21 protein-coding genes are annotated in these 23,600 nt (G+C 38.2%); 9 read left to right on the top strand and 12 right to left on the bottom strand.

The window, feature by feature from the left end:
* Positions 1 to 38 precede the first annotated feature (38 nt).
* The 4 genes from R2R28_RS11260 to R2R28_RS11245 all read left to right on the top strand — a co-directional run bounded on the left by R2R28_RS11260 (position 39) and on the right by R2R28_RS11245 (position 5,362).
* Positions 39 to 920, top strand: a complete 882-nt coding sequence (locus tag R2R28_RS11260; RefSeq protein ID WP_316825773.1) for a carbohydrate kinase — start codon at positions 39 to 41, stop codon at positions 918 to 920.
* Between the two features lie 343 nt (positions 921 to 1,263).
* The gene (locus R2R28_RS11255) at positions 1,264 to 2,361 is read left to right on the top strand and encodes a vWA domain-containing protein (RefSeq protein ID WP_121284053.1); all 1,098 of its coding nucleotides are present in this window, start codon (positions 1,264 to 1,266) and stop codon (positions 2,359 to 2,361) included.
* Positions 2,362 to 2,524: 163 nt separating this feature from the next.
* Entirely contained in the window at positions 2,525 to 4,012 is a 1,488-nt protein-coding gene (locus R2R28_RS11250) for a sigma 54-interacting transcriptional regulator (RefSeq protein ID WP_316825772.1), read from the top strand.
* A gap of 93 nt (positions 4,013 to 4,105) precedes the next feature.
* Positions 4,106 to 5,362, top strand: a complete 1,257-nt coding sequence (locus R2R28_RS11245) for a metallophosphoesterase (protein ID WP_316825771.1) — start codon at positions 4,106 to 4,108, stop codon at positions 5,360 to 5,362.
* Between the two features lie 113 nt (positions 5,363 to 5,475).
* Here the strand turns inward: R2R28_RS11245 and R2R28_RS11240 are convergent, their stop codons facing one another.
* The 3 genes from R2R28_RS11240 to R2R28_RS11230 form a co-directional block, all read right to left on the bottom strand.
* Entirely contained in the window at positions 5,476 to 6,165 is a 690-nt protein-coding gene (locus R2R28_RS11240) for a response regulator transcription factor (protein ID WP_025143982.1), read from the bottom strand.
* Between the two features lie 91 nt (positions 6,166 to 6,256).
* Positions 6,257 to 7,930 (bottom strand): HAMP domain-containing sensor histidine kinase, encoded by a 1,674-nt coding sequence (locus R2R28_RS11235; protein ID WP_316825770.1) that lies wholly within the window; start codon positions 7,928 to 7,930, stop codon positions 6,257 to 6,259.
* A gap of 2 nt (positions 7,931 to 7,932) precedes the next feature.
* Positions 7,933 to 9,816, bottom strand: a complete 1,884-nt coding sequence (locus R2R28_RS11230) for a S9 family peptidase (protein ID WP_316825769.1) — start codon at positions 9,814 to 9,816, stop codon at positions 7,933 to 7,935.
* Positions 9,817 to 10,043: 227 nt separating this feature from the next.
* Between R2R28_RS11230 and R2R28_RS11225 the strand changes: the two genes are divergently transcribed.
* Positions 10,044 to 11,867, top strand: a complete 1,824-nt coding sequence (locus tag R2R28_RS11225) for a tetratricopeptide repeat protein (protein WP_316825768.1) — start codon at positions 10,044 to 10,046, stop codon at positions 11,865 to 11,867.
* A 195-nt stretch (positions 11,868 to 12,062) separates the two neighbouring features.
* On the opposite strand, the gene R2R28_RS11220 is transcribed toward R2R28_RS11225, so the two are convergent.
* Genes R2R28_RS11220 through R2R28_RS11210 form a run of 3 tightly spaced genes read right to left on the bottom strand, consistent with a single transcriptional unit; the run spans position 12,063 to position 13,597 of the window.
* On the bottom strand, positions 12,063 to 12,719 hold the full coding sequence (locus R2R28_RS11220; protein ID WP_316825767.1) for a hypothetical protein: 657 nt from the start codon (positions 12,717 to 12,719) through the stop codon (positions 12,063 to 12,065).
* Positions 12,720 to 12,751: 32 nt separating this feature from the next.
* Positions 12,752 to 13,315, bottom strand: coding sequence for a GNAT family N-acetyltransferase (locus R2R28_RS11215; protein WP_316825766.1), 564 nt, complete (start codon positions 13,313 to 13,315; stop codon positions 12,752 to 12,754).
* A gap of 18 nt (positions 13,316 to 13,333) precedes the next feature.
* On the bottom strand, positions 13,334 to 13,597 hold the full coding sequence (locus tag R2R28_RS11210) for a hypothetical protein (RefSeq protein ID WP_316825765.1): 264 nt from the start codon (positions 13,595 to 13,597) through the stop codon (positions 13,334 to 13,336).
* 107 nt (positions 13,598 to 13,704) lie between these two features.
* Here R2R28_RS11210 and R2R28_RS11205 point away from each other — a divergent pair, with 107 nt between their 5' ends.
* Positions 13,705 to 14,016 carry a DUF4286 family protein gene (locus tag R2R28_RS11205; RefSeq protein ID WP_316825764.1) on the top strand — a complete coding sequence of 104 codons (312 nt, stop codon included), beginning with the start codon at positions 13,705 to 13,707 and terminating at the stop codon, positions 14,014 to 14,016.
* A gap of 45 nt (positions 14,017 to 14,061) precedes the next feature.
* Here R2R28_RS11205 and R2R28_RS11200 read toward each other — a convergent pair whose 3' ends face one another.
* From R2R28_RS11200 to dtd, 3 genes are all read right to left on the bottom strand, one after another.
* Positions 14,062 to 14,391 carry a nucleotide pyrophosphohydrolase gene (locus R2R28_RS11200; protein ID WP_316825763.1) on the bottom strand — a complete coding sequence of 110 codons (330 nt, stop codon included), beginning with the start codon at positions 14,389 to 14,391 and terminating at the stop codon, positions 14,062 to 14,064.
* Positions 14,381 to 15,922, bottom strand: coding sequence for a glycosyltransferase family 39 protein (locus R2R28_RS11195; RefSeq protein ID WP_316825762.1), 1,542 nt, complete (start codon positions 15,920 to 15,922; stop codon positions 14,381 to 14,383). Before R2R28_RS11195 ends, R2R28_RS11200 begins: the two co-directional genes overlap by 11 nt.
* Positions 15,923 to 16,009: 87 nt before the next feature.
* Positions 16,010 to 16,462, bottom strand: coding sequence for a D-aminoacyl-tRNA deacylase (gene dtd / locus R2R28_RS11190; RefSeq protein WP_316825761.1), 453 nt, complete (start codon positions 16,460 to 16,462; stop codon positions 16,010 to 16,012).
* Positions 16,463 to 16,492: 30 nt separating this feature from the next.
* On the opposite strand from dtd, the gene R2R28_RS11185 reads away from it, so the two are divergent.
* Both R2R28_RS11185 and R2R28_RS11180 read left to right on the top strand, forming a co-directional pair.
* The gene (locus R2R28_RS11185; RefSeq protein ID WP_316825760.1) at positions 16,493 to 17,518 is read left to right on the top strand and encodes a hypothetical protein; all 1,026 of its coding nucleotides are present in this window, start codon (positions 16,493 to 16,495) and stop codon (positions 17,516 to 17,518) included.
* Entirely contained in the window at positions 17,484 to 19,934 is a 2,451-nt protein-coding gene (locus R2R28_RS11180) for a hypothetical protein (protein ID WP_316825759.1), read from the top strand. The genes R2R28_RS11185 and R2R28_RS11180 overlap by 35 nt, the downstream gene beginning before the upstream one ends.
* 307 nt (positions 19,935 to 20,241) lie before the next feature.
* Here the strand turns inward: R2R28_RS11180 and R2R28_RS11175 are convergent, their stop codons facing one another.
* Positions 20,242 to 21,288, bottom strand: coding sequence for a beta-ketoacyl-ACP synthase III (locus R2R28_RS11175; RefSeq protein WP_316825758.1), 1,047 nt, complete (start codon positions 21,286 to 21,288; stop codon positions 20,242 to 20,244).
* A 150-nt stretch (positions 21,289 to 21,438) separates the two neighbouring features.
* Here R2R28_RS11175 and R2R28_RS11170 point away from each other — a divergent pair, with 150 nt between their 5' ends.
* Positions 21,439 to 21,720, top strand: a complete 282-nt coding sequence (locus R2R28_RS11170) for an ATP-dependent Clp protease adaptor ClpS (protein WP_316825757.1) — start codon at positions 21,439 to 21,441, stop codon at positions 21,718 to 21,720.
* A 133-nt stretch (positions 21,721 to 21,853) separates the two neighbouring features.
* Here R2R28_RS11170 and R2R28_RS11165 read toward each other — a convergent pair whose 3' ends face one another.
* Together R2R28_RS11165 and rsmA are read right to left on the bottom strand one after the other, a co-directional pair.
* Positions 21,854 to 22,453: a thioredoxin family protein gene (locus R2R28_RS11165; RefSeq protein ID WP_316825756.1), complete on the bottom strand. Its 600-nt coding sequence runs from the start codon at positions 22,451 to 22,453 to the stop codon at positions 21,854 to 21,856.
* Between the two features lie 201 nt (positions 22,454 to 22,654).
* Positions 22,655 to 23,440, bottom strand: coding sequence for a 16S rRNA (adenine(1518)-N(6)/adenine(1519)-N(6))-dimethyltransferase RsmA (gene rsmA / locus R2R28_RS11160; protein ID WP_316825755.1), 786 nt, complete (start codon positions 23,438 to 23,440; stop codon positions 22,655 to 22,657).
* Positions 23,441 to 23,600: the final 160 nt, after the last annotated feature.

Genomic DNA, 23,600 nt, shown 5'->3' with positions numbered 1-23,600 from the left:
CGGTAAAAATTGTTTATTTACATTTTTATTAATCTACCATGCAAAATAAAGTAATTACAATTGGTGAAATACTTTGGGATGTTTTCCTGGAGGGAAAGAAAGCCGGCGGCTCGAGTATGAACGTTGCGCTTAATTTACATAAACAAAGTATAGAGAGCAATTTTATCAGCGCCGTCGGCGATGATGAAAATGGGAAAGAGTTATTGAACTTTTTAGCCAACAATCATTTTGCTACGGATTTGATTCAGGTTAATACCGAATTACCGACAAGTACAGTTGTGGTGCAGCTCGATGAAAACCACCAGGCTACCTACACCATTAAACAGCCTGTAGCATGGGATGACATTAAAATAACGCAAGAAAATATAACGGCAATAAAACAAGCAGATGCATTGGTATATTGCAGCTTAACCTGCCGCGCACCGCAATCTAAAAAAACGATCCTCGAACTTTTAGATCATGCGAAAACCAAAATATTCGACATTAACCTCCGCGCTCCTTTTTACGAAAAAGCATTAATTGGCGAGCTTTTGACAAAAGCCGATATCTTAAAAATAAACGAGGACGAAATTATTTGGGTAAAGGAATCGTTTGGTTTAACGGGCAATACTGATGAACAACTATTAAAACAACTTTCCAGCCAGTTTAATATCGAAATGATCTGCCTAACACTTGGCGATAAGGGTGCCTGTGTTTTAAAAGATGGAAAATTGTTTAAACATGCGGGTTACAAAGTTCAGGTAGCAGATACCGTTGGCGCCGGCGATGCCTTTTTAGCCACATTTATTGCTTGTTACCTGCAAGGCTACCCCATGGAAACAATTTTAGATAATGCCTGTAAAGTTGGTGCTTTTGTGGCTTCGCAGTCTGGTGCAAATCCAGAGTATAATAAAAAGATTTATCATATGGCGTTGGGCTAGCTTTATTTTTCAGCCACGGAAACACAGATTGACACGGAATTTTTTATTTTTAGAGACCTTATTTTTTAAACCGGTGGGTTTGCGTTAGGGATGGTAAGGGTTCAGTGCCAATATTTTATTGGTACCGGAGCGCAGCTCAGCCCTGAGCCCGACCCCTTTCCCGATTTTTCATCGGGATTGGAGAACGCCCAGATCAATTGACAGTTTTCAGTTGGCAATTTGCAGTTCAATCCGCTTTGGTCTTTCAGCTTTTACTTTTCTGCTTGCTCCTCCAAATATGACACCGCGCTTAAATTAATGCAAAGCGAAACTTTTATCTTCGATAAATCGTTAATACAAGCACATGAGAGGTTTTCGTTTTTCTGATTACAAGCCGGGCGATGCGCCAAAGGGTGGGTTCGATGAGTTGCTGAAATTATTTAGCGAATTGCTAAATTATACAGCAGGAGATGCGGCAGAGGCTTTAAGCTGGCTGAACGAACTCGACAAACAATATAAACTAACCAATAATGATTATGGTATCGGTAATTTTATCGATGACCTGAAAGACAAAGGTTATCTTACTGAAGACAATCAATCTGGAGAATTTAAAATTACTGCGAAAACGGAGCAGACCATCCGGAAATCTGCACTGGATGAAATTTTCGGGAAACTGAAAAAATCTGGTCGGGGCAACCATAACAGCAATCAATCGGGCATTGGTGAAGAAAAAAATGCAGACAGGCGAGAATATAGCTTCGGCGATAGCCTGGATCAGATTGACATGACTGCTTCGATCCAAAATGCCCAGATTAACCATGGCATTGGTGATTTTACCCTTACCGATCGCGATTTGGAGGTAGAAGAAAAGGATTTTAAAACCTTAACTTCTACGGTGTTGATGATCGACATTTCGCACTCGATGATTTTATATGGTGAAGATCGCATTACGCCAGCAAAAAAAGTGGCGATGGCTTTGGCAGAGTTGATTAAAACGAAATATCCTAAAGATACTTTGGATATTGTTGTTTTTGGAAACGATGCCTGGCCGATCAGTGTGAAAGACCTACCCTATTTACAGGTTGGCCCTTACCATACCAATACCTACGCGGGTTTAGAACTCGCGGCAGATTTGCTCCGTAGAAGGAAAACGCATAATAAGCAGATTTTTATGATTACGGATGGAAAGCCTACCTGCCTAAAAGAAAATGGCAAATATTATAAAAACAGTATGGGTTTGGATAGAAAGGTAATTAACAAAACCTTAAACATGGCAGCACAATGTAAGCGGTTAAAAATTCCGATTACCACCTTTATGATTGCGAAAGATCCATATCTACAGCAATTCGTTCGTCAGTTTACCGAAATTAATGGCGGAAGAGCATTTTATAGCTCGTTAAACGGTTTGGGCGAATACATTTTTGAAGATTATATTAAAAATAGACGTAAGACAGTTAAATAAGGTAGAAGGTAAAAAGGTGAAAGGTTTAAGGTAAACCTAAAGCCCAAAAAAAACCTATCTAACAAGTCTCGAAAAAAATTTAAACAAGGGAAGAATTAGCGATTGAAGTTGCATGCAGCAACCTTAAACCCTAAACCTTATACCTTAAACCCATTTTAAAAAGATGCAAAACACCACATTAGGCGAATTAAAAACCACAGGATATAAATCGAGATCTGTAAAAGAAGAGCTCAGGGAAAATCTGATTAAAGTTCTCCGCGATAAAAAAACCGAATTTGAGGGCATTATCGGCTATGATGAAACGGTAATTCCAGAATTACAGACTGCAATTTTATCACGCCATAACATTTTACTTTTAGGTTTACGCGGGCAGGCAAAAACACGTATTGCCCGGTTGATGGTAAATTTATTGGATGAATATGTGCCTTATGTTGCCGGCAGTGAAATTTTCGATGATCCGTTAAACCCAATTTCGTGGTACGCTAAAAATGAAATTGCCACCAAAGGAGATGATACCGAAATTGCCTGGTTACACCGCAGCGAAAGGTACACTGAAAAACTGGCTACCCCTGATGTTACCGTTGCCGATTTAATTGGCGATGTTGACCCGATTAAAGCCGCCACCTTAAAGTTAACCTATAATGATGAACGTGTAATCCACTTTGGGTTAATTCCACGTGCACACCGCAGTATATTCGTAATTAACGAGCTTCCCGATTTACAGGCACGAATCCAGGTGGCTTTGTTTAACATGCTGCAGGAAAAAGATATCCAGATCCGCGGTTTTAAATTGCGTTTACCCTTGGATATTCAGTTTGTTTTTACGGCAAACCCCGAAGATTACACCAACCGTGGTAGCATTGTTACACCATTGAAAGATAGGATCGAAAGTCAGATTTTGACCCACTATCCTAAAACCATTGAAATTTCACGCAAAATCACTTTCCAGGAGGCAAAACTTACTGCAGAACAAAAAGCCAGTATTGAAGCTGATGGTTTGCTAAAAGATCTGATTGAGCAGATTGCTTTTGAAGCCCGTAAAAGTGAATATATTGACCAAAAATCGGGTGTTTCGGCCAGGTTAACCATCTCTGCATATGAAAATTTAATCAGCACTGCCGAAAGAAGGATGCTGATTGCGGGCGAGAAAAATACATTTGTGCGTTTATCGGATCTTGCCGGGATTATTCCTGCTATAACGGGTAAAATAGAACTCGTTTACGAAGGTGAACTGGAAGGACCAGCACATGTTGCCACTACGCTGATCGGTAAAGCCGTTAAAACTTTATTTGCACGTTATTTTCCTGATCCTGAAAAAGCCAAAAAAAGTAAAACGGCCAATCCTTATACTGAAGTAACCGAATGGTTTACCGAAGGCAATAATGTTGATGTAACAGATACTTTAACCAACTCGCAATATAAAAAAGCACTAATGCTGGTACCAGGTTTATATGATCTGGTTAAGAAATTCCACCCAAAACTGAGCGAAAACCAAACCTTGCTTCTAATGGAATTTGTATTACATGGTTTAGCGGAATACTCACAATTGAGCAAAAACTTTTTAAATGGTGGCTTTGGCTTTTCTGATATGTTTGGCAGCTTATTTAATGCCGAATTTGACGAGGAAGAAGATGAAGACGATTTCAGATAATTATTAATTATACAATTTTACTAGCTTTGACTACATTTTATCTACAGGATAGCATGTAGTCAAAGCTTTTTAATTTCAACCATCCTTCTAAAAATGGGAAGATTACCTTTTATTATTGCCGCCTGCATTTTTATTATTGCATTTGATATTTACTGCTATAAAGCCATTGTTTCTGTTTTTAAAAAATGGAAACCGGGTACAAAAAAAGCATTCGGCATCGCTTATTGGACTTATAGCGCATTACTAATTATCGGCGTTTTTTGTGGCATTTACCTCAATCTTTTTCTTACACTAAGGGCTATTATTTTAGTGGCTTTCTTTTTAACAGTAGCTTGTAAACTGGCCATGTTACCGTTTTTGGTGCTGGATGATTTACGCAGGCTGTTTATCAAAATCTTTAGAAAAAATAAAAAGACTGAAGTTCCGACAACACAAGATACGGTAACTGCAGCAGAACCTATTTCACGTTCGGAGTTTTTGGTTAAAGCCGGGTTGGTTGCCGCAGCCGTTCCGCTAACATCGTTAAGCTGGGGCATTATTTCTGGCGCCTACGATTACCAGGTACGAAGGGTAAATTTAATCCTCCCGAACCTTCCAAAAGCTTTTGACGGCATTAAGATGGGACAGATTTCGGACATCCACTCGGGCAGTTTTTACAATAAAACAGCTGTAAAAGGTGGTGTAGAAATGTTGTTAGGCGAAAAGCCGGATTTTATCTTTTTCACTGGCGATTTAGTAAATAACCTCACCAACGAAGTAAGAGATTATCAGGATATATTTTCGAAAGTAAAAGCGCCTCTGGGTGTTTATTCATCTCTTGGAAACCATGATTATGGCGATTATTATTTTGGAAAAGAATCTTCTCCTGCCAAAGTAAAAAACCTGAAAGATATGGTTGATGTACATAAAGTAATGGGTTACGACCTATTGATGAACGAAAACCGCAGGTTAAAAGTTGATGGAGAGGAAATCGGGATATTAGGGATTGAAAACTGGGGAATGGGCCGTTTTCCGAAATATGGAAAAATGGAACTGGCTGTTCAAAACACAGATGATTTACCGGTAAAACTTTTGTTGAGTCACGATCCTTCTCACTGGCGTGGTGAGGTTTTACAGAAATATCCGCAAATAGATGCTATGTTTAGCGGACATACGCACGGAATGCAATTTGGTGTACGCTTAAAAGAATACCAATGGAGCCCTGTGCAATACATTTACAAGGAATGGGCTGGTTTGTACCAGGAGCAAAAACAACAACTTTACGTCAATGTTGGCTATGGCTTTTTAGGCTATCCGGGCAGGGTTGGGATTTTACCGGAGATTACGATTTTTACCTTAAAGAGAGCTTAGTAAATAAAACACGTCATTTCGACTGAAGTGCAACGAAATGGAGAAATCTATCAAAGAGATTTAAATAAATCACCATAGATTTCTCCACTACGGTCGAAATGACGACTATTATCTTATCCCGCATTAAAGCGATAACCAACTCCCCTAACGGTTTGTAACAACTGGGGGTTATCAGGATTCAATTCTATTTTTTTACGCAAACGAACAATGTGCATATCAAGTGTACGGGTGTTTACATCGGAATTATAACCCCAAACCACCAACATCAATTCATCTCGGTTAATTACTTTACCCGGGTTGCGCAGGAAATAAAGCAGGATACGGTTTTCCAATATGGTTAACTCGATTTTCTTTCCATCCCGGAATAGCGTGTGGATGTTCGGATGGTGCTCCATATTCCCAAAACGGTGAATCTCGGCCGAATCTTTATTCACGATGAATTTAACTTTGCTCTCTAACATAGCCACCAAAACATCCATATTAAATGGCTTGGTAATATAATCAGATGCACCAAAGTTATAGGCGTCGATTTTATCTACATCCTGTGCTTTCGCGGTCATCATAATCACCAGATTTTCGAAACCCTGTTTACGCACATTTTCACAAACTTCGGCGCCCTGTTTACCTGGCATCATCCAATCCAATAAAACAATATCGGGCTGATCGGCCAAAATCATTCTCTCACCCGCTTCACCATCATTTGCTTCAAGCACGGTATAACCCTCAGCTTTTAAACGGTGGGCAACAAGAAAGCGAAGATTTTCATCATCTTCTACGATTAATATTTTTACTTCTTTAGACATTTATGTGTGTTTTAATTCAGTTGTAAGGTTGAAAGGTTTTAAAGTTTTAAGGCTCAACCTTTCAACATTTAACATTTCTACTTTTTGAAATTTAACTATTATATGGCAGTACAATTTTAAACTCTGTACCACTTCCTACTTTACTTTTTACGGTAATTTCTCCTTCCATAAAGTTAACCAGTTCTTTGCAGAATGCCAAACCAAGTCCAACACTACCCATTTGGTTATACTCATTCTGTATCCGGAAAAACTTCTTAAATATATTGTTTAATTCTGATGATGCGATACCAATACCTTTATCGGCAAAACGAAACACCAGCACCCCTTTAATCAGTTTTGCACTGATATGCAGTTTTTTCTGATCGGGTTTTGAATATTTGTACGCATTTTCTGCCAGGTTATCGAACAAACTCCCCAATAACACCGGATCGGTAATAAAGGTTTTAAAACCAGTTACTTCATAAGTAATTTTAAAATCAGGGTGTTTTAAAGTGTGCGATTCGATGGTACTTTCAACAAAATCAACAATATTTACCTCTTCCTGGTTCAGCTTAATTGCTTTATTTTCGATTTGTGTAAAAGCCAGTAGTTTGTTCATTAAACCATTTAACTTATCGGCTTCTTCATCTAATATTTTTCCATAAAGCTGTTGTTCTTTCGGACTAAGTGAAGTGGCACTTTTAATGTTATTTCCGGCTATTTTAATTACACTTACAGGTGTTTTAAACTCATGTGTAAGGTTATTTACAAAATCGTACTGGAGTTTAAACATTTTACTATTGATGTTCAGGTTACGGTAAATTAAAAAAGCAACCAGCAATAAAACGCCGTACACCAGTAAGAGTACCAATGCAATTGGCATAAAATAAATAAAAATCTCCTTTTTGATATAGGATTTAGAAGAGATGAAATAGAGTTTAAAATCAGAAAAGGCACCCGGAAGTGCTATTTCTGTAGTAATATTCTCATCAGAAGTATCTATCGGATCGTAAGTAAGGGGTTCAATCCTGATGGTTTGGTACAGTAAGGGGCGCGTATTAACGATCTTTATTTTATTGGCATCGAGCTTAAAAACCAGGATATCCTGGGGGTAAACCGGGGCAGGATTAAGTTTACGCCTGATCATGTCCTTGTAAGTCCTTAAATCTTCACGGCGGGGTATATTAAGGTAGGTAATTTTATTTTCGTTCGAGTTAACGATAGAAAAATTGGTAAACAATTCTTCTTGTGTAGGTACCGATGCGGTGTCCAGATCTTCCACAAAAGTAGCCAGTTTGATCGCTATGGCATTAAAATCGCTCCCTACATTAAAAGACCGGGTATCGTCTTCTGAATATAGTTTTATCGAATCGGGCTTTACCCCTTTACCAAACTGGTAAATGGATTTCGGACCGATGCCCAGGTGGTTTGCGTTGATCCCATCCTTAACCGGAACATTTTTCACTTCCGTATCGTAAAAAGTAACCTTAGAAATAAAAGGATACTTTAACATCACGGTATCTACAAACTTAGCTGCGGTAGAGGAATCCAAAAAGCCGTTGTAATAAGAAATCTCAGGCATTTTGTTCTGAAAAAAATCGTTATAAGGCTTAATACTCTGTTCCAGCACATTTACCTTTTCGGAAACAAAATCATTCTCTATCGATTTTTTACTGTAGTTAAACGCAAGGAAAAGCGAGAGGATAAAAAGGATTGAAATGAGTACAATGAAGGTTACACCAAGGGAGGAATTTTTGCGGTAACTGCTTTTTTTATCTAAGGCCATACCTATTTCCTACCTAAATTATCTTGCAAAAACTCTTCCAATGCTTTATATAAGGCTGTTCTACTTTGCTGGCGTACTACCGGATTTGGCCCTTCTTCCTTTTCGATATAGGTAACCTGAACATTTCGTTTTTTAAGCTCTTTAATAAACTGCACACCTTCAGCCACATTAACACTAGGATCTTTAGGGTTCTGAGCAATAAAAATAGGCGCCTTAAAACGGTCTGCATGGAATACAGGCGAGGCAAAACGCATATAATCGGTTTCAGTTATGGGATTGCCTAAAATTTCGTAATACATCTGCAATTTTGCCTTTAAAAACGGCGGAAAGGTTTTCAGGTAACTAAACAGGTTAATTACACCAGAATTAGATCCACCACATTTATAAAGATCGGGATTTTTGTACAAACAATTTAAAGCAATATAACCGCCAAAACCGTTACCATAAATGGCAATTTTTTTGGGATTGGCAATTTTTTTCTCAATTAACCATTTTACACCATCATTCACATCTTCCTGTATTTTATCGCTCCACTGTTTAAAACCTGCAGCATAAAAGGATTTCCCATAACCTGTAGAACCCCGGTAATTTACCTGTAAAACAGCATAACCCCGGTTGGCCAAAAATTGCACTTCTGCATTGTAACCCCAACTGTTTCTCGATTTTGGCCCATTATGCGGCAACACCACTACAGGTAAATTAATAGCCTTTTTATTTTTAGGAAGGGTTAAATACCCGTTAATGGTCAAACTATCGCGACTTTTAAAACTGATCGGTTTCATGGCATTCATGTCTTCCGGTTTAATGGAAGGACTCACATCAGTCAGTTTTTTAAGCCTGTTGTCAATTGTCGTATATAAATAATAAGACCCAGGATTTTTATCGGTAAAAGTCCGTATCACAAATACTTTATCCGTTTTGTCCTTATCCATAATTACCCACTCCGTACCTGGCAAAAGTTTATCTATCCTGGAGTAAGCCACTTTCGTACTGTCATCAAGATAATATTTTTCTCTTTTCCAGGTTTCGCAAGTAGCAAAAAGCATTTTTTTTCTAAAACGCGAATAGGTTGCATCAACAACATTTAAGGTATCGTTTGCAAAAAGAACCTGTTTTTCTTTCCCGCTTTTCAAATCGAGTGCCACCAGCGCATTTTTATCGCGGTTAACGCTTGAAATGGCATAAAGTACATTGGGCTGGTCTTCCGAAAAAGCAATAGGCTGTAAAGTAGTTTCAAAATTATTGGTGATTACCGGTGCAAAAGCCTGGTTTTCGCTTTCACGATACATTAAGGTTTCATTTACCCCATCGCTGGCCACAGCAATTTTAAGTACGCCCTTGCTGTCAGTCATCCATTTGGTAATATTACCCGGATTTTTTGCCGCGATTTCCATTTTTCCATCGCGTACGTTTAAACGATACACATCAAAAACGGTCGAATCACGTTTATTAGAAGCTACAATAATGTATTTATCATCAATCAGCTGGTCTTCTATCACCCTCAGCCTGTTTTTCTCATTTGAACTTAACTGTACCTGCTTGCTTCCATCTTTATTGATGACAAAAATGTCAGATCTTCGTTCTTTAGATCCATCCTCGGTATAATAAATCAGTTCATTATTACTCGTCCAGAAATGAAAACTAATATTTTTTCCATCTAAATGGGTAAGCTGCACGCTGTTTCCAGTGGCCAGGTCTTCAACAAAAAGATCGAGTTTTTTATCCTGAAGTTTTAAGTACGACAGGCTTTTGCCATCTGGCGAAATACGGTAATAGGCTTTATCCTGCGTTTTAAAAAAATCGTCCACAGCAATAGTATCGCTGTTTGAACCTTTACAAGCCCACACCAACACCACCAATAACAATAGAAAAAATCTCTTCAGCATAAATAAATCCTTCACCGGATGACAAAAATAAATAACATAACAACTTTAAGCGATTTACACCAACAATGTTACTTATGCAAATAATAATAAGTTGTGGTTCAATTTAGTATTTATAAAATTTACACAAAATAAAATACAGGTAACATTTAAAATACGTTTTATATCCTGAAGTGCTTTAGCTAAAGATGTATTAAAATGTTACATTTAAAACTTATAATTTAGGGTTTATGAACCGCTTGCTTTTCATCATATTCTTATTGTTAACACTTGGGGCGGATGCGCAGATTTTTCGCCCTAACCAGCAGGTTGCTCCTGACGAAAGCTCTTTGGCCATTCAATACTACCAGGATGGAGATTACGAAAAGGCGGTTGTGTTGCTCGAAAAACTTTACGCTATCCCTAATAATGAAGCCTATTTCGATCTTTATTTTAATGCATTAATAAAACTGAAACATTACGATGTAGCGGAAAAAATAGTAAAAAGGGAAATTAAAAAAAGTCCGCAAAGTGAAATTTACCCCATAGCATTAGGTAAACTTTACCAGGAAAAAGGCGATACACAGGCGGCAAATAAGATTTTTAATGAAATAATTGCCAGGTTGCCAAAAGAAGAATTTAAAATCAGGAATTTAGCCAATAGCTTTTACCGGTTTGAAAATTATGATTATGCAGTTCAAACCTTTAAGCAAGGGCGAAAACTGTTGGGTAACGATCAGGCATTTGCTTTTGAGTTGCTCAATATTTACCGTTATAAAAAGGATAAACCCATGCTGATGCAGGAATACCTGGATGCCTTGGCCACCATGCCGCAACTTTTGCCACAGGCCGAAGCGGTGCTTTCTTCTATTTTTGAAGATAAAAATGACTATCAGACTTTTCAGGCAGCTATTTTAAAGAAGATTCAGAAAGAACCTGATGCCGAAATTTATATTCAGCTACTTACCTGGAATTACATTCAGCAACAGGAATTTGACATGGCCCTGCGCCAGCTAATTGCTTTTGATAAACGCACCAAAGCCGATGGTGGCACTTTATTTAATGCCATTTACACTTTTGCAGATAATGGTGCCTACGAAACAGCCATTAAAGCTTACGATTACCTGTTAACCAAGGGAAAAGATAACCAGTATTACCTGCCATCGAAAATCGAGATGCTTAATACCAAATATAATCTGCGTACCAACGGAAAATATACGGTTGCCGATCTTGATCTGCTGGCAAAAGACTACGAGGCGTTATTAGCAGAAAATGGCAAAAACAGGAACACCCTTTTCGCGATTAAAAAACTGGCCAACCTGGAAGCTTATTACTTAAATCAGCCAGGCAAGGCAGAAAAAGAACTGGAAGAAGCGATTAAGATGCCGGGCATTAACGAGTTAGAACTAGGTCAGCTGAAACTGGATTTAGGCGATATTTACATTTTAACCAACCAGCCATGGGAAGCATTTTTGGTTTACGAACAGGTGAGCAAGCAGTTTGAAGGACAATCTGTGGGTAACGAAGCTCGTTTCCGCAGTGCCAAACTTTCTTTTTATCAGGGTAATTTTGAATACAGCAATGGGCAATGTTTGGTTTTAAAAGCAGCCACCTCACAACTGATTGCCAACGATGCTTTAAACCTGAGTTTGCTGATTAGTGATAACATCCAGACGCCCGCCGATAGCAATGCCTTAAAAATGTATGCGGATGCGGAAATGCTTTTATTTAGAAACTTGCCCGAAAAGGCCGTAAAAAAAATGGACAGCATTTCGATTGCCTATCCACAGAATAGCCTGGCAGATGCGATTATGATGAGCAAAGCCCGGATTTTCATTAAAGCGAACGATTTTCAAAAAGCAGCTGATATCCTGAAAAAAGTAACCGAAGAATTTAAGGATGGAATCTGGACGGACGATGCCCTTTTTACTTTAGGTGATCTTTATGAAAAGAAACTGAACGACATTGCGCAAGCAAAAATCTACTTCCAGAAACTGATTACGGATTATCCTGGCAGTATGTTCAGCGCCAAGGCCAGAAAAAGGTTCAGGAATTTAAGGGGAGACGGGGTTTAGTTGGTTCAATGGTTAATTAGTCATTAGTTCATTGGGATGATTAAGCGGCTAATTGTTTAAATTGGTTAACTGATCCAGTTCCAAATTTAGTATTTTCATCATTTCGACGGAAATGTAACGGAATGGAAAGATCTGTATAGATAACTCCTTTCAACTTTACTTAGCAAGTTTACAAATCTGCTAGTTTAACTTGTCCTAAACATATTTAAAGAATTGATATGCAAATGAAAGTATCAATCCTAAAATACCTATGATCAAAATCCTTTCGCCATGCGCCCGATCTGCCGGAGCGTAACTAAATATACGTTCTCCGTTGGGCAATGTTCTTTTATGCGTGCATAAATAAGCTCCGATGATGGTGGCTATTAATCCGCCAAAAACGGCCAAAATATAGCCTGCTATAATCAGCACCTTTGGACTTTCTTCTGGTTCAGCTAAGACCTCTAATCTTTTTTCTTTGAGTATTTGAATCTGATTAACGTTTACCTCTACACCTCGTTCTTTTAATATTTTCTTTGCCAGTAAAAAATCCAAACTGCTCCATTCATCCTGTTTTTCAATAATTTCTTTCAATTCTTCACTACTGAAATCAAAAATGTAATAACCGGGATCGATATCTGCCAAATCTTGCTCCGCCAGCTGCTGCAACAGCATGTTGGCCCGTTCAAAATCTGCAGGTTTTAACTTTATTCTGAAATCTTTGTTGATTTCATTATTGGCAAACGAAACATCAAAATTTTCAGAAACATCCTCCAATCCACACTCAATCCCATTTTCCCTGAATGTTTCGGCCAGTGCTAAAGCTGCCGCTCGATCATTAAATCTTTGGAAGGTTACAAAATCAGCGGTCATAATTATCCGGATAAAGCGTTAGGATGAAGATACTAATTAAAATTTTCCCAATCCCAAACCACTACATTCCATTCTACATTGCTACTATCCGTGTAGGTATAAATCACTTCAAAACCGATACGCTTGTGTGCATTCATAGATCGTAAGTTAATACTGGCAATTTCAGTGATTGCCAAATCATATTTACCTTTGAAGTAATCTTTATAGGCATTGTAGCACTGATCAAATAAACCTTTGCCCCGATAATCGTGCCCAACGCAAACCTGCCCAACCACAATATAATCATAATCAGAAACGGGTTTTCCCTGATATAGAATATGATCAAAGCTTTCGTACATTTCAACAAGCCTTGGAATATCATTTTTTGATTGTTCGGTCATTCCCAGCACATAAGCTGCAACGATATCTCCGTCTTTTGCAATAATATTAGGCTCATATCGATGCATCTTTTCCAGATCATCGAGCGAATGCGAAACGGTTACAAAGCCTTGTTCTTTAATTTCTTGGGGTGTTAAATCCTGTTTAAGGTTTTGTTTTTGAAGATCAAGAATCCCCTCAAGTTCTTTTATTGTAGATGATGTGGTGATGGTAATCATTTTTATATTGTAGATAACTTATAATTCCAATGCAATAATAGTTAAGGTTAACAATAAAATGAAACAAATGCTGGCTAAAATCAGTATTCTGGCACCATGCTGCCTGTCCATTAAAGAATAAGAAAACACTTTTTCACCGGTAACCAGTGTTTTCCGTTTTTTCATTAAATCCCATCCAATCACAAGGCCTAAAACACCGCCAAAAATTGCAGTAAGGTAGCCCGTGTAAATATAATTGCGTATTGAGTTATCTATTTTTTGAGAGGCGTTATTTCGTATCATGCTAAAAACAATAGGATTTGGCGAAATTAACCGTTTTACACTACTTTAAAGAATAAAATCGATTAACGGTGATTTTTTAACGATGATATATTATTTACCTTTGTAATATGTTTTTATATAATGTTACGCTCATCCTCGAAGATGCAGCAGCTGAAGAATGGTTACAGTGGATGCAGGATGTTCATATCCCTCAAGTAATGGCAACAGGTATGTTTGTTTCTAACCGTTTATTAAAGGTTATAGATTCGCCAAACGAAGGGGTAACTTATTGTGCACAATATGTAGCAGAAACAATCGATCTATACAATAGATACCAGGAAGAATTTGCACCAGCACTACAGGCAGAATTAAACGAAAGGTATAAAAATCGTTTTGTAGCCTATAGAAGTTTGATGGAGTTCGTACCTCCAGCCTCCTAAAGGCGGCTTAAATTCACGAAAAGCCCAAAGTCCCCTTCAGGAGATTTAGGGGTTAAGCTTCTCATTATTCTTATGCCGGTCGGCATCACGGATGCTCTTTTTCTCCAGGTTCTTTTCTAAAGCTTCGGTTAGGTCTATACCGGTTTGATTGGCCAGGCAGATCAGCACAAACATTACATCAGCCATTTCATCGGCAAGGTTTACCTCTTCGTCGCTCTTTTTAAACGATTGTTCGCCATACTTACGGGCCATAATCCGCGCTACTTCGCCCACTTCTTCCATTAAAATGGCAGTATTGGTTAATTCGTTAAAATAGCGGATGCCTGTGGTATTAATCCACCTGTCTACTGTTTCCTGTGCTTCTTTAATGGTCATTTTTTCCTTCTTCTATTTCTGATTTTATGATGCTGCTCACTTCGGTTTTGGCATCTTCGAGCAAAAACACACCTGCTCCTTTTTCCCTTGCATAAGGTGTTTTTATTTCTCCAATTTTGGTAATCCTGCTAAAATACGGCTGCTCCCGCTTACGTTGCGGATCTTCATCGTGCCATCCGGTGATCATAATTAAATCTTTTATTGGTTTATCCATTTTAAACCAATACAGGTAATCGGCATTGTACGATACGGCATTTATATTTTTGTATTTCGAATAATAATTGATCGCACCAGCCTGACCGTAATTATCGGCACGGATCAGCAGCGTTGATTTATCTTTAACCTTTCCGTAAGCAGAATCAACAAGTCCGGCCAACTCTTTCCACCCCCGCATATCGGCATAATCTTGTGGCAATGCATGATTTTCGCCATCTTCCCAACGCAATGCCCCTACCCGTTCAAATCGCTTATGATGGGCAACAATTTCATCAGGGTTATAAACCGGCATTAAAAGTGGCAGCAGGTAAATAAATGAGCCAATATTAAAAACAAACAACAATCCCAGTAGTATATGTTTCTTTGCTAAAACCCGGCTTAAATAAACCGCTCCAAAAGCAAGTAAAACCGGGTACAAACCTAAGGCATAATAATCTTTGGCTTTAAAATAACTAAATACAATCAGGGTAATCAGGTAAGTAAGGATAATCCAGCTGTGTTTGCGAAAATCTTTATAAAAAATCAAACTCCCTATTCCTGCCAGGAGGATAAAAATTGAGCTGATAAAAAAGAGAAACTGTCCGATAAAAAAATCGATGCGCTTTACATGTACCAATTGTGTGGCCTGCAAAATTTTCATGTGGGTAAGCACTGGAAAATGATGGTTAATTTGCCAGATTACATTGGGCGAAATGATTAAAAGAGCCAGCAAAACAGCGAGATAAAGGTGTTTATTGGCGAATACCTTTCGATTTGAGGTAATGATAATGGCTGGCAGTAAACCGATCACCAGAAAAAGGATATTATACTTATTTAAAAAACCCAAAGCCACAAAAATGGCAAAAGCATAAAGGTATCTGGCTTCATTTTTATCGAAATATTTTAACAGATAATAGAATATGGCTGTCCACGCTAAAACATCGAAAGAATTGGGTTGGTAAAGCGTATTTAGCCGAAGCAACGAAGAACATAAACAGGCCACTGCAACCAAACATTTGGCCACCAGGTTTCCTTTTAAAAAGTCGACAATTTTCCAACAGTAAAAAATAGTAACCGCTCCCATTAAGGCAGGAACCAGTTTTACCATAAAAACTCTATTGCCAAAAGCTTTAATTAACCATGAAAACAATGAAGTTAAAGGCGGAACAGAGGTAAAACCCGCAGCCAAATGGTTGGCCTGATCTAAATGCAGAAATTCATCGCGTTGCAATTCGTAGACCGAATTCACCAATACAAAAGATAAAATTAATTTTAAAATTAGAAAAAGTACAAGTAAACTACACTCCGTTAACCGATTCGGATTTTTATCCTTCATATTAGCTTAAGTTCAAAATTTTTCGAAATAGGTTAATTGTAATTTTTGATAGCTCAACTTATCATTTGTTACGTTGTAACAAATTAATTATTCCTTATTTTTGGTATCAATCAGTATCGTAACCGGCCCATCGTTTAGTAGTGTAATTTTCATATCAGCGCCAAAAATTCCTGTTTTCACTTTTTTACCCAACAAAGCCGATAACTTTTCGATCATTTTTTCATAAAGAGGAATGGCCACATCTGGTCGTGCTGCCCTTGTAAAACCAGGCCGGTTTCCTTTTTTGGTAGAAGCAAATAAGGTAAACTGGCTGATCAGTAAAATATCTCCGCCTACATCGGCGAGTGCTTTGTTCATCATCCCGTTCTCGTCACCAAAAACCCTCATCCCGATAATTTTCTGTGCCAGCCAATTCAGATCTTCTAAAGTATCGGCATCTTCAATACCCAATAACACCAAAAATCCATTTTCTATTGCCCCTGTTATTTCGCCATCCACCGTGCAACCTGCCTGTGTAACTCTTTGTAAAACTGCCCGCATTTTATACTACTTTTGCTCAATAAAATTGATATGCGCAAGATAAGTATTTTAGTGATTTCTGTATTTCTCTTCTTTGGCTGTAAGCAAAAATCAATCGTGCAGCCCACTTTTTATTATTGGAAAACAGATTACCAGAATAAAAAGGCAGAAACCACTTATCTCGATCAGTTTAAATCCAAATCATTGTATGTAAGGATTATGGATGTAGATTTTAATCCCGATCTGCAATTGCCTGTGCCTGTTTCGCCGATTAAATTTTCGGATCCCATCCCTAAACAGACTGATATTATTCCTGTTGTGTTTATTGTGAATGAGGTGTTGAATAAGATCGATACCATGCAAACAGCCGTGATGGCCGATCGAATCGCCAAATTTGTGAAAGCAAAGGTAAAACAATCTGGAAAGCAGGATTATCACGAACTTCAGATTGACTGTGATTGGACTAAAGGAACCAGAAACAAATATTTTAAATTTCTCGAACAATTAAAGGCCAATCCACTTTTAAAGGACAAAACCATTTCGGTAACCTTACGTCTGCATCAGGTTAAAAATATTGTTTCAAATGGTGTTCCACCAGTAGAAAAAGCAATTTTGATGTGTTACAATATGGGCAATCTGCGTAAATATGGAGATCAAAACTCCATATTGGATCAACGCGAAATGAACCTTTACCTAAAAGATTATCTGGAGCAATATCCATTGCCGCTTGATGTGGCCCTGCCGGTTTTTGAGTGGGCGGTGGTATTTAGAAATGGCCAGTATGCCGGCATCTCTAAACGGATTAGTAAGTCTCAAATCAATGATCAAAAACTTTTTAAACAAAGGGGAAATTCTATTTTATACGATCTTTTGATTGATTATCCAGCTGCAGGACTGAAGCAGGGCGATGTGGTAAGGTGGGAACAAATTTCTCCTGAAGATTTACTTGCTACCTCTAAATTTTTATCCCGATATTTAGCACCCAGAGACCGGAATCTCGTTTTCTACCATTTAGACACCGACCTATTAAAACATTTTACCCATGAAGACCTTCAAAAAGTTATCGCTAATTTTTAGTGTATTCCTGATTACTTTTTTCGGCGAAATTGCCGTAAATCTAGCCTGTGGCGGCGAGATCGATCCTTACGACTATTATATTTCCTACTTCCACAACAATATCGAAGGAGACGAATATTCGCCCTTTGCCTACAACCAGATGGTTTACCTGAACAGCGAAACTGATGTAGAAAGCGAACCCGATATCAACAGCCGCGAATGGGCAAAATTCCTCAATGTAAAAAAAGAGGATGTACTAAAAGTAATGTACAAAACCGATAGTGCTACCGATGTAAAACTGGATAATTTTGATGGCAATGTTTCACAATTACCTGATAGTTTGCAAAAAAACAGCTTTATACAGGCCCTGGGCAAACGCAAAGAATCACTAAAATACTATCAGTTTGCGAAAAGCTGTGAACCTTTGGCCAATGTAGATTTTAGTCTTTGGGACCCTAAACCACGCGATACGACCGCTATGGAATCAAAAGCAAAAGAAGGTTTAAAATTAACGGAGAACGAAAAAGATGATTTTCTTAAGCTGCGTTATGCTTACCAGGCTGAGCGGATGTTTCATTTTGCTGGCTACCATGCAGAGAGTAAATCAACTTACGAGAAGTACATTAAAACCAGCAAGGTAAACAGTGCAGCTAAAGGTTGGGCACTGGCGTTATATGCCGGATCGACCCGCAGGTTAGGAAATCCTGAAGAATCTGCCTTTTTATTTTCAAAGGTTTTTGCAAGCAATCCTGAACGCAGGGTGCAGGCTTATAAAAACTATTATTACAATAGTGCGCCTGTTAACGGAGCACTAAAATATGCCAAAACGAATAACGAGAAAGCCAATATTTGGGCGATTAACGGGTTTGGAGGTAATGATTCGGGTATAGAAAGTTTAAATAAAGTTTATCAGTATGAGCCAAAAAGCCAACTTAACGGCACATTACTGGTACGCGAAGTGAATAAATTGGAGCAAAGTTTAATTGAGGCAAACGAAATTTCCAAAGTTGGTTATAATTATTATTTCTCGGATAACAATAGTTCTAAATATAAAGACAGTTTAAAAGTCATCAATCTAAAACAGCTGAACGAAATCAGGAATTTTGCGGTAAAACTGGCTACTGAAAAGAAATATCCACAGCCAGAATTAGGAACTTTAACCGCTGCCTATTTATCATGGATGGAAAATAAAGATTTCCTCGCTACTAATTATCTTGCCATTTTAAAGCCTGATAAATTACCAGAAAGATTACGCGATCAATACCGCATTACCGATTTATTGATCAAAGCCAAAAACATTAAAAAAGGCAATCCTTTTAACGAAAATGATTTACTGCCTACATTAAAATGGCTGGATGAAAAACGTTTTGCCGAAAACAAAAGCCAGCCAAACGAACAATATTACGATAATGACCAGGCAGACAAACGTTTCAGCAGAACAACAAGAAATTTTTATCAGCAGATATTGGCACCAGCCTATTTAAATATGGGCGATACGGCTAAAGCAGCTTTGGCGATGGTTAAAGGTGATCTGACATACAAAACCCTGAAAGAAAATTCACTTTTCCAGAATATGAGCTACCAGAGTATTGCTTTTTGGCAGAAAAATTTAAGCCCGAAAAGTATGCAGGGTTTAGCCGTTTATAAAACAAAAGCAGCAGGGAACGATGTTACGGGTTTATTGGCTTCGGCTTTAAATCAACTCAAAAACGACGATTTTTATGAGCTTTATGGTACAACCTATTTACGCACACACCAGTACGATAAAGCAGTTCAGATGTTTGCAAAAGTTTCTCCAGGCTATAAATATTTCAACCCCCAAAACTGGTATGAAGATGAAGCCAATTCAAAACTATATGCCAATCCTTTTATCGAAACCATTAATGATTACCCTAAAAAGTATGTAACAGCCAAAGCATCTATTACCAAAAAAACTTTTGCAGCAGAAATGCTCCGTTTGCAGAAATTAACAGTTAGCGATAAAAAAAATGCAGCACTTTATTATTATAAAATGGCCAATGCCGTGTATCAAACCGGTTATTTTGGCAACAGCTGGTTTCTGATTAGTTATGATTGGTCATCTTACGACAATACCAACCCGGCAAAATATGTTTACGATGGGGATTACAAAAAAGCACAGACTGCAAAAGCCTGGTATTTAAAAGCGAGGGCCTTAAGTACCAATGTCGATTTTAAGGCAAAATGTACTTTTATGCTGGCTAAATGTTTGCAGAAGCAGATCATTATGAATGCCAATCCATTATCATTTTATTATTATGATAAAAAAGATGTGAAATGGAGAAATTTTATCAAGGCCAATTATAATAACCCTTATCTTAAAGAATTGAGGTTTAGCTACGCCAAAACACCTTTTTATGCTGTTGCATCAGGAGAGTGTAGTTACCTGGGAGATTTTATCAGACCAAAAACGCAATAGACCGCTCTTCGACTACGCTACCATTGACAGGCTCCAGTAAAGCGGTTGTCATTGCGAGGTACGAAGCAATCCTAAAGCGCAAGCTACTAGCGATCGTTGTAAGATTGCTTCGTCGGCTGAAAAAGCCTTCTCGCAATGACGATACTTTGAGTCGACTTGCCCCATTATCTCCTGTCATTCATATTGATTTTTATAAAATAAATTACCCCCTCAGGTTGACACCAAAAGAAATGCCTTTGAATACACTTCAAAGGCTTTTCTTTTATCTTAACTTGTCTGGCAATTTTCCCTAAACCCTAAACTAAGGCTACCACCTAATTAACGCACTGGCCCAGGTAAAACCCGATCCAAATGCGGCAAGGCAAACTAAATCTCCATCTTTAATTTTACCTGCTTCCCAGGCTTCGCATAAAGCAATCGGAACAGAAGCAGCTGTGGTATTGCCATATTTTTGGATGTTATTAAAAACCTGATCATCCCTCAAACCCAGCAATTGCTGTACGTACTGACTGATGCGCAGATTTGCCTGATGTGGCACCAACATATCAATATCTTTTTCTGTGAGGTTATTTGCGGCCAAAGCTTCTTTAATTACCTCAGGGAATTTCACCACCGCTTTTTTGAATACCGATGGACCATCCATATAAGGTAAAGCAGCACCACTTTCCAAAATCTCCTGCGTCATAAACAGTCCGCCCAATTCCTGTTCAGGGTAGGCCGGTTTATCCTTGAGCCATTTATTGGCATGAGAACCTGGATAATACATGGCTAATATTTCGGCATCGGCGCCATCGCTATGTAAATGTGTGCTTAAAATTCCTTTTCCGGGTTTATCTGTCGGTTGTAACACCACTGCACCGGCACCATCACCAAAAATTACCGATACATTGCGGCTTCGGGTTTCAAAATCCATTGCAAAAGAGTGTTTTTCGCTACCCACCACCAATACGTTGTTATACATGCCCGTTTTTACAAACTGATCAGCTACAGAAAGTGCATAAACAAATCCCGAACACTGATTCCGTATATCCAACGCGCCGATTTCGCCCATGCCCATTTCTCGTTGCAACAATACCCCACAACCTGGAAAATAATAATCTGGACTTAAGGTAGCGAAAACGATAAAATCGACATCTTTAGCAGTAATCCCTGCCCTTTCAATCGCAATTTTGGCTGCCTCAATACCCATTGTAGTAGTGGTTTCTTCATTACGATCGGCAAAACGACGTTCTTTAATCCCCGTACGCTCCTGGATCCAGGCATCGTTGGTATCCATAAAACGGCTCAAATCATCGTTGGTGTATACATTTTTCGGAACGTAATAACCTATTCCTGCAATTTTAGACTGGTGCATGCTCGTATATTATTTGGTTAACAAAGTTAGTTAATTTAAAAAGATATGAGAGGTGTGATTTGAGACTCGAGATTTCATCGCAACGTCCTAAAATCTAATATCTCAGATCTAATATCTCAAATCTTCTAAATTATTGTTTATTTTTGCACCATGTCTACAGAAACCAAAGAAGAGACCTTTACGCTCGAAGAAATTTTAACTTCAATAAAAACTGTACATCGCCTTATTTTGTGGAATGATGATATCAATACTTTCGATCATGTAATTTATTGCATGATGAAATACCTGGATTATAACGAATCGCAGGCTGAAAAAATTGCATGGAAAGTACATAACGACGGAAAATGCCCTGTTTTAGAAGGATCTTTTACCGAAATGGAAGTTTACCGTAAAATTTTACAGCAAGAAGGTTTAACTGTTTCTGTTGATTAAGAAATTATTTTGCTCGAGAATTATACTCGCAATATCGTTATTTCGAGCGAAGTGCAACGCAGTCGGGAAATCTATCTAAACAGATCTCTCCATTTCGCTTCGCTACAGTCGGGATGACGATTGTTCTATATAATTAACTCCTCAATCCTTTCAAAAGCTCATTTAACCCAGCCTGTGTGGTCTGCGTTTTATCTTTCGCATACCAGCCATGAAGTTTTTCTGCTAAAATTGACATTTCAGTGCTTTCTTTTCTCCACTCCTTTAAAAGATCCTGTAAAATTTGTGGTCTCGGTCCCCAGGTACCTAAAACCTGGTCTGCTGATTCATTTAATACAATTAAAACCGGAATAGCCCTTCCGCCATTAGTTAAATGCGAATCAATTAAGGGAAGATTTTTATCACGTAAAACAAATTTCAAATCTATTTTACCCAATGATGCCGTAGCAATTTTATTGAACACCGGAACAATTTGTGCGGCATCGCCACACCAACCTTCGGTAATTACTAAAAACTTATAATTTTCTTTAAGATGATCAATGGTAGAAATCAACTCCTCATTTAAGCTAACCGTCTTATCTACACGGCTCATCCTTTGCACGTTCATTTTAGTATAGTGCAAATCGTAAGTTACATCACCAGTAGCCTTTCCTTCTAACAGAAGTTGATCAACCAATGCACGATAGGTTTGGTAATCCATTCCCTGTTCGCTAAAAATTTCGCTATAATTAACCATGATGTTTAAAATTATGCTGCAAAGAAAAGGAGAAATTAGATGAAAATGATCATGATTTTGCAAGAATCGCCTCGCGGATGATTGCACAGATTTTGGGATTACGCAGCTATTTTTTCAACACTGTCATGCTGAGTCACAAAGCATCTGCATCCAATGAAACAGATTCTTCATTACATTACCAATGACAACAAGAATATGGGCTTAACCAACCATTAACTTACTCACATGCTGTGTTAAAGCCACAAAATCGGCAACTGTTAACTGCTCGGCACGTTTTTCGAAATAGATATGATCGTCCATTTTATCCTTTGGCATTACCGCAGAAACAGCATTACGCAAAGTTTTTCTCCGCTGATTAAAACCGGCCTTCACTACACGCCAGAATAATTTTTCATCGCAATCTAAAGTCTCTACTTCGTTTCTGGTTAAACGGATTACTGCCGAATGCACTTTTGGTGGTGGATTAAACGTTCCCGGTTTAACAGTAAACAAGTATTCAATTTTATAATAAGCCTGAAGAAATACGCTTAAAATACCATATTCCTTACTTCCGGCAGGCGAAGCACAACGTTGGGCAACTTCTTTCTGGAACATGCCCACCATTTCTACAACTTTATTCCGGTTATCTAAAATCTTAAACAAGATCTGAGAAGATATATTGTAAGGAAAATTGCCAATAATGGCGAACTGATCAGGAAAAATAGCGTCAAAATCGAGTTTTAAAAAATCTCCGTTAATCAGGCGGTCGCCAAGCTGAGGATATTTCTCATTCAAAAAATGGAAAGATTCGGTATCGATATCGATTAGATAAGTTTCTAAATCTGTCCGCTGCAACAAAAAATCAGACAGGATGCCCATCCCCGGACCAACCTCTAAAACCTGATGGTATTTATCGGTACTCACCAAGGCCTCAACAATGCGGTTGGCAATGCCTTTGTCAGTTAAAAAATGCTGACCTAAATGTTTTTTTGCTTTTACTAAACTCATCTTTACGTTTATTTTGCCACTGAGGCACAGAAAAAATACTATTGAAAGATAGGATAACCCTATTTCTTTTCCGTGTAAACCGTGTTTCCGTGGCTACTCTATTTGATACAAAATAACTAATTTTTATCCGGTAAGCACCTGTTTAAACGAAAATCAGTAA

The sequence above is a fragment of the Pedobacter miscanthi genome, from assembly GCF_032678605.1.
Taxonomy (GTDB): Bacteria; Bacteroidota; Bacteroidia; order Sphingobacteriales; family Sphingobacteriaceae; genus Pedobacter; species Pedobacter miscanthi_A.
This window is presented reverse-complemented; position numbering and strand designations above follow the sequence as displayed.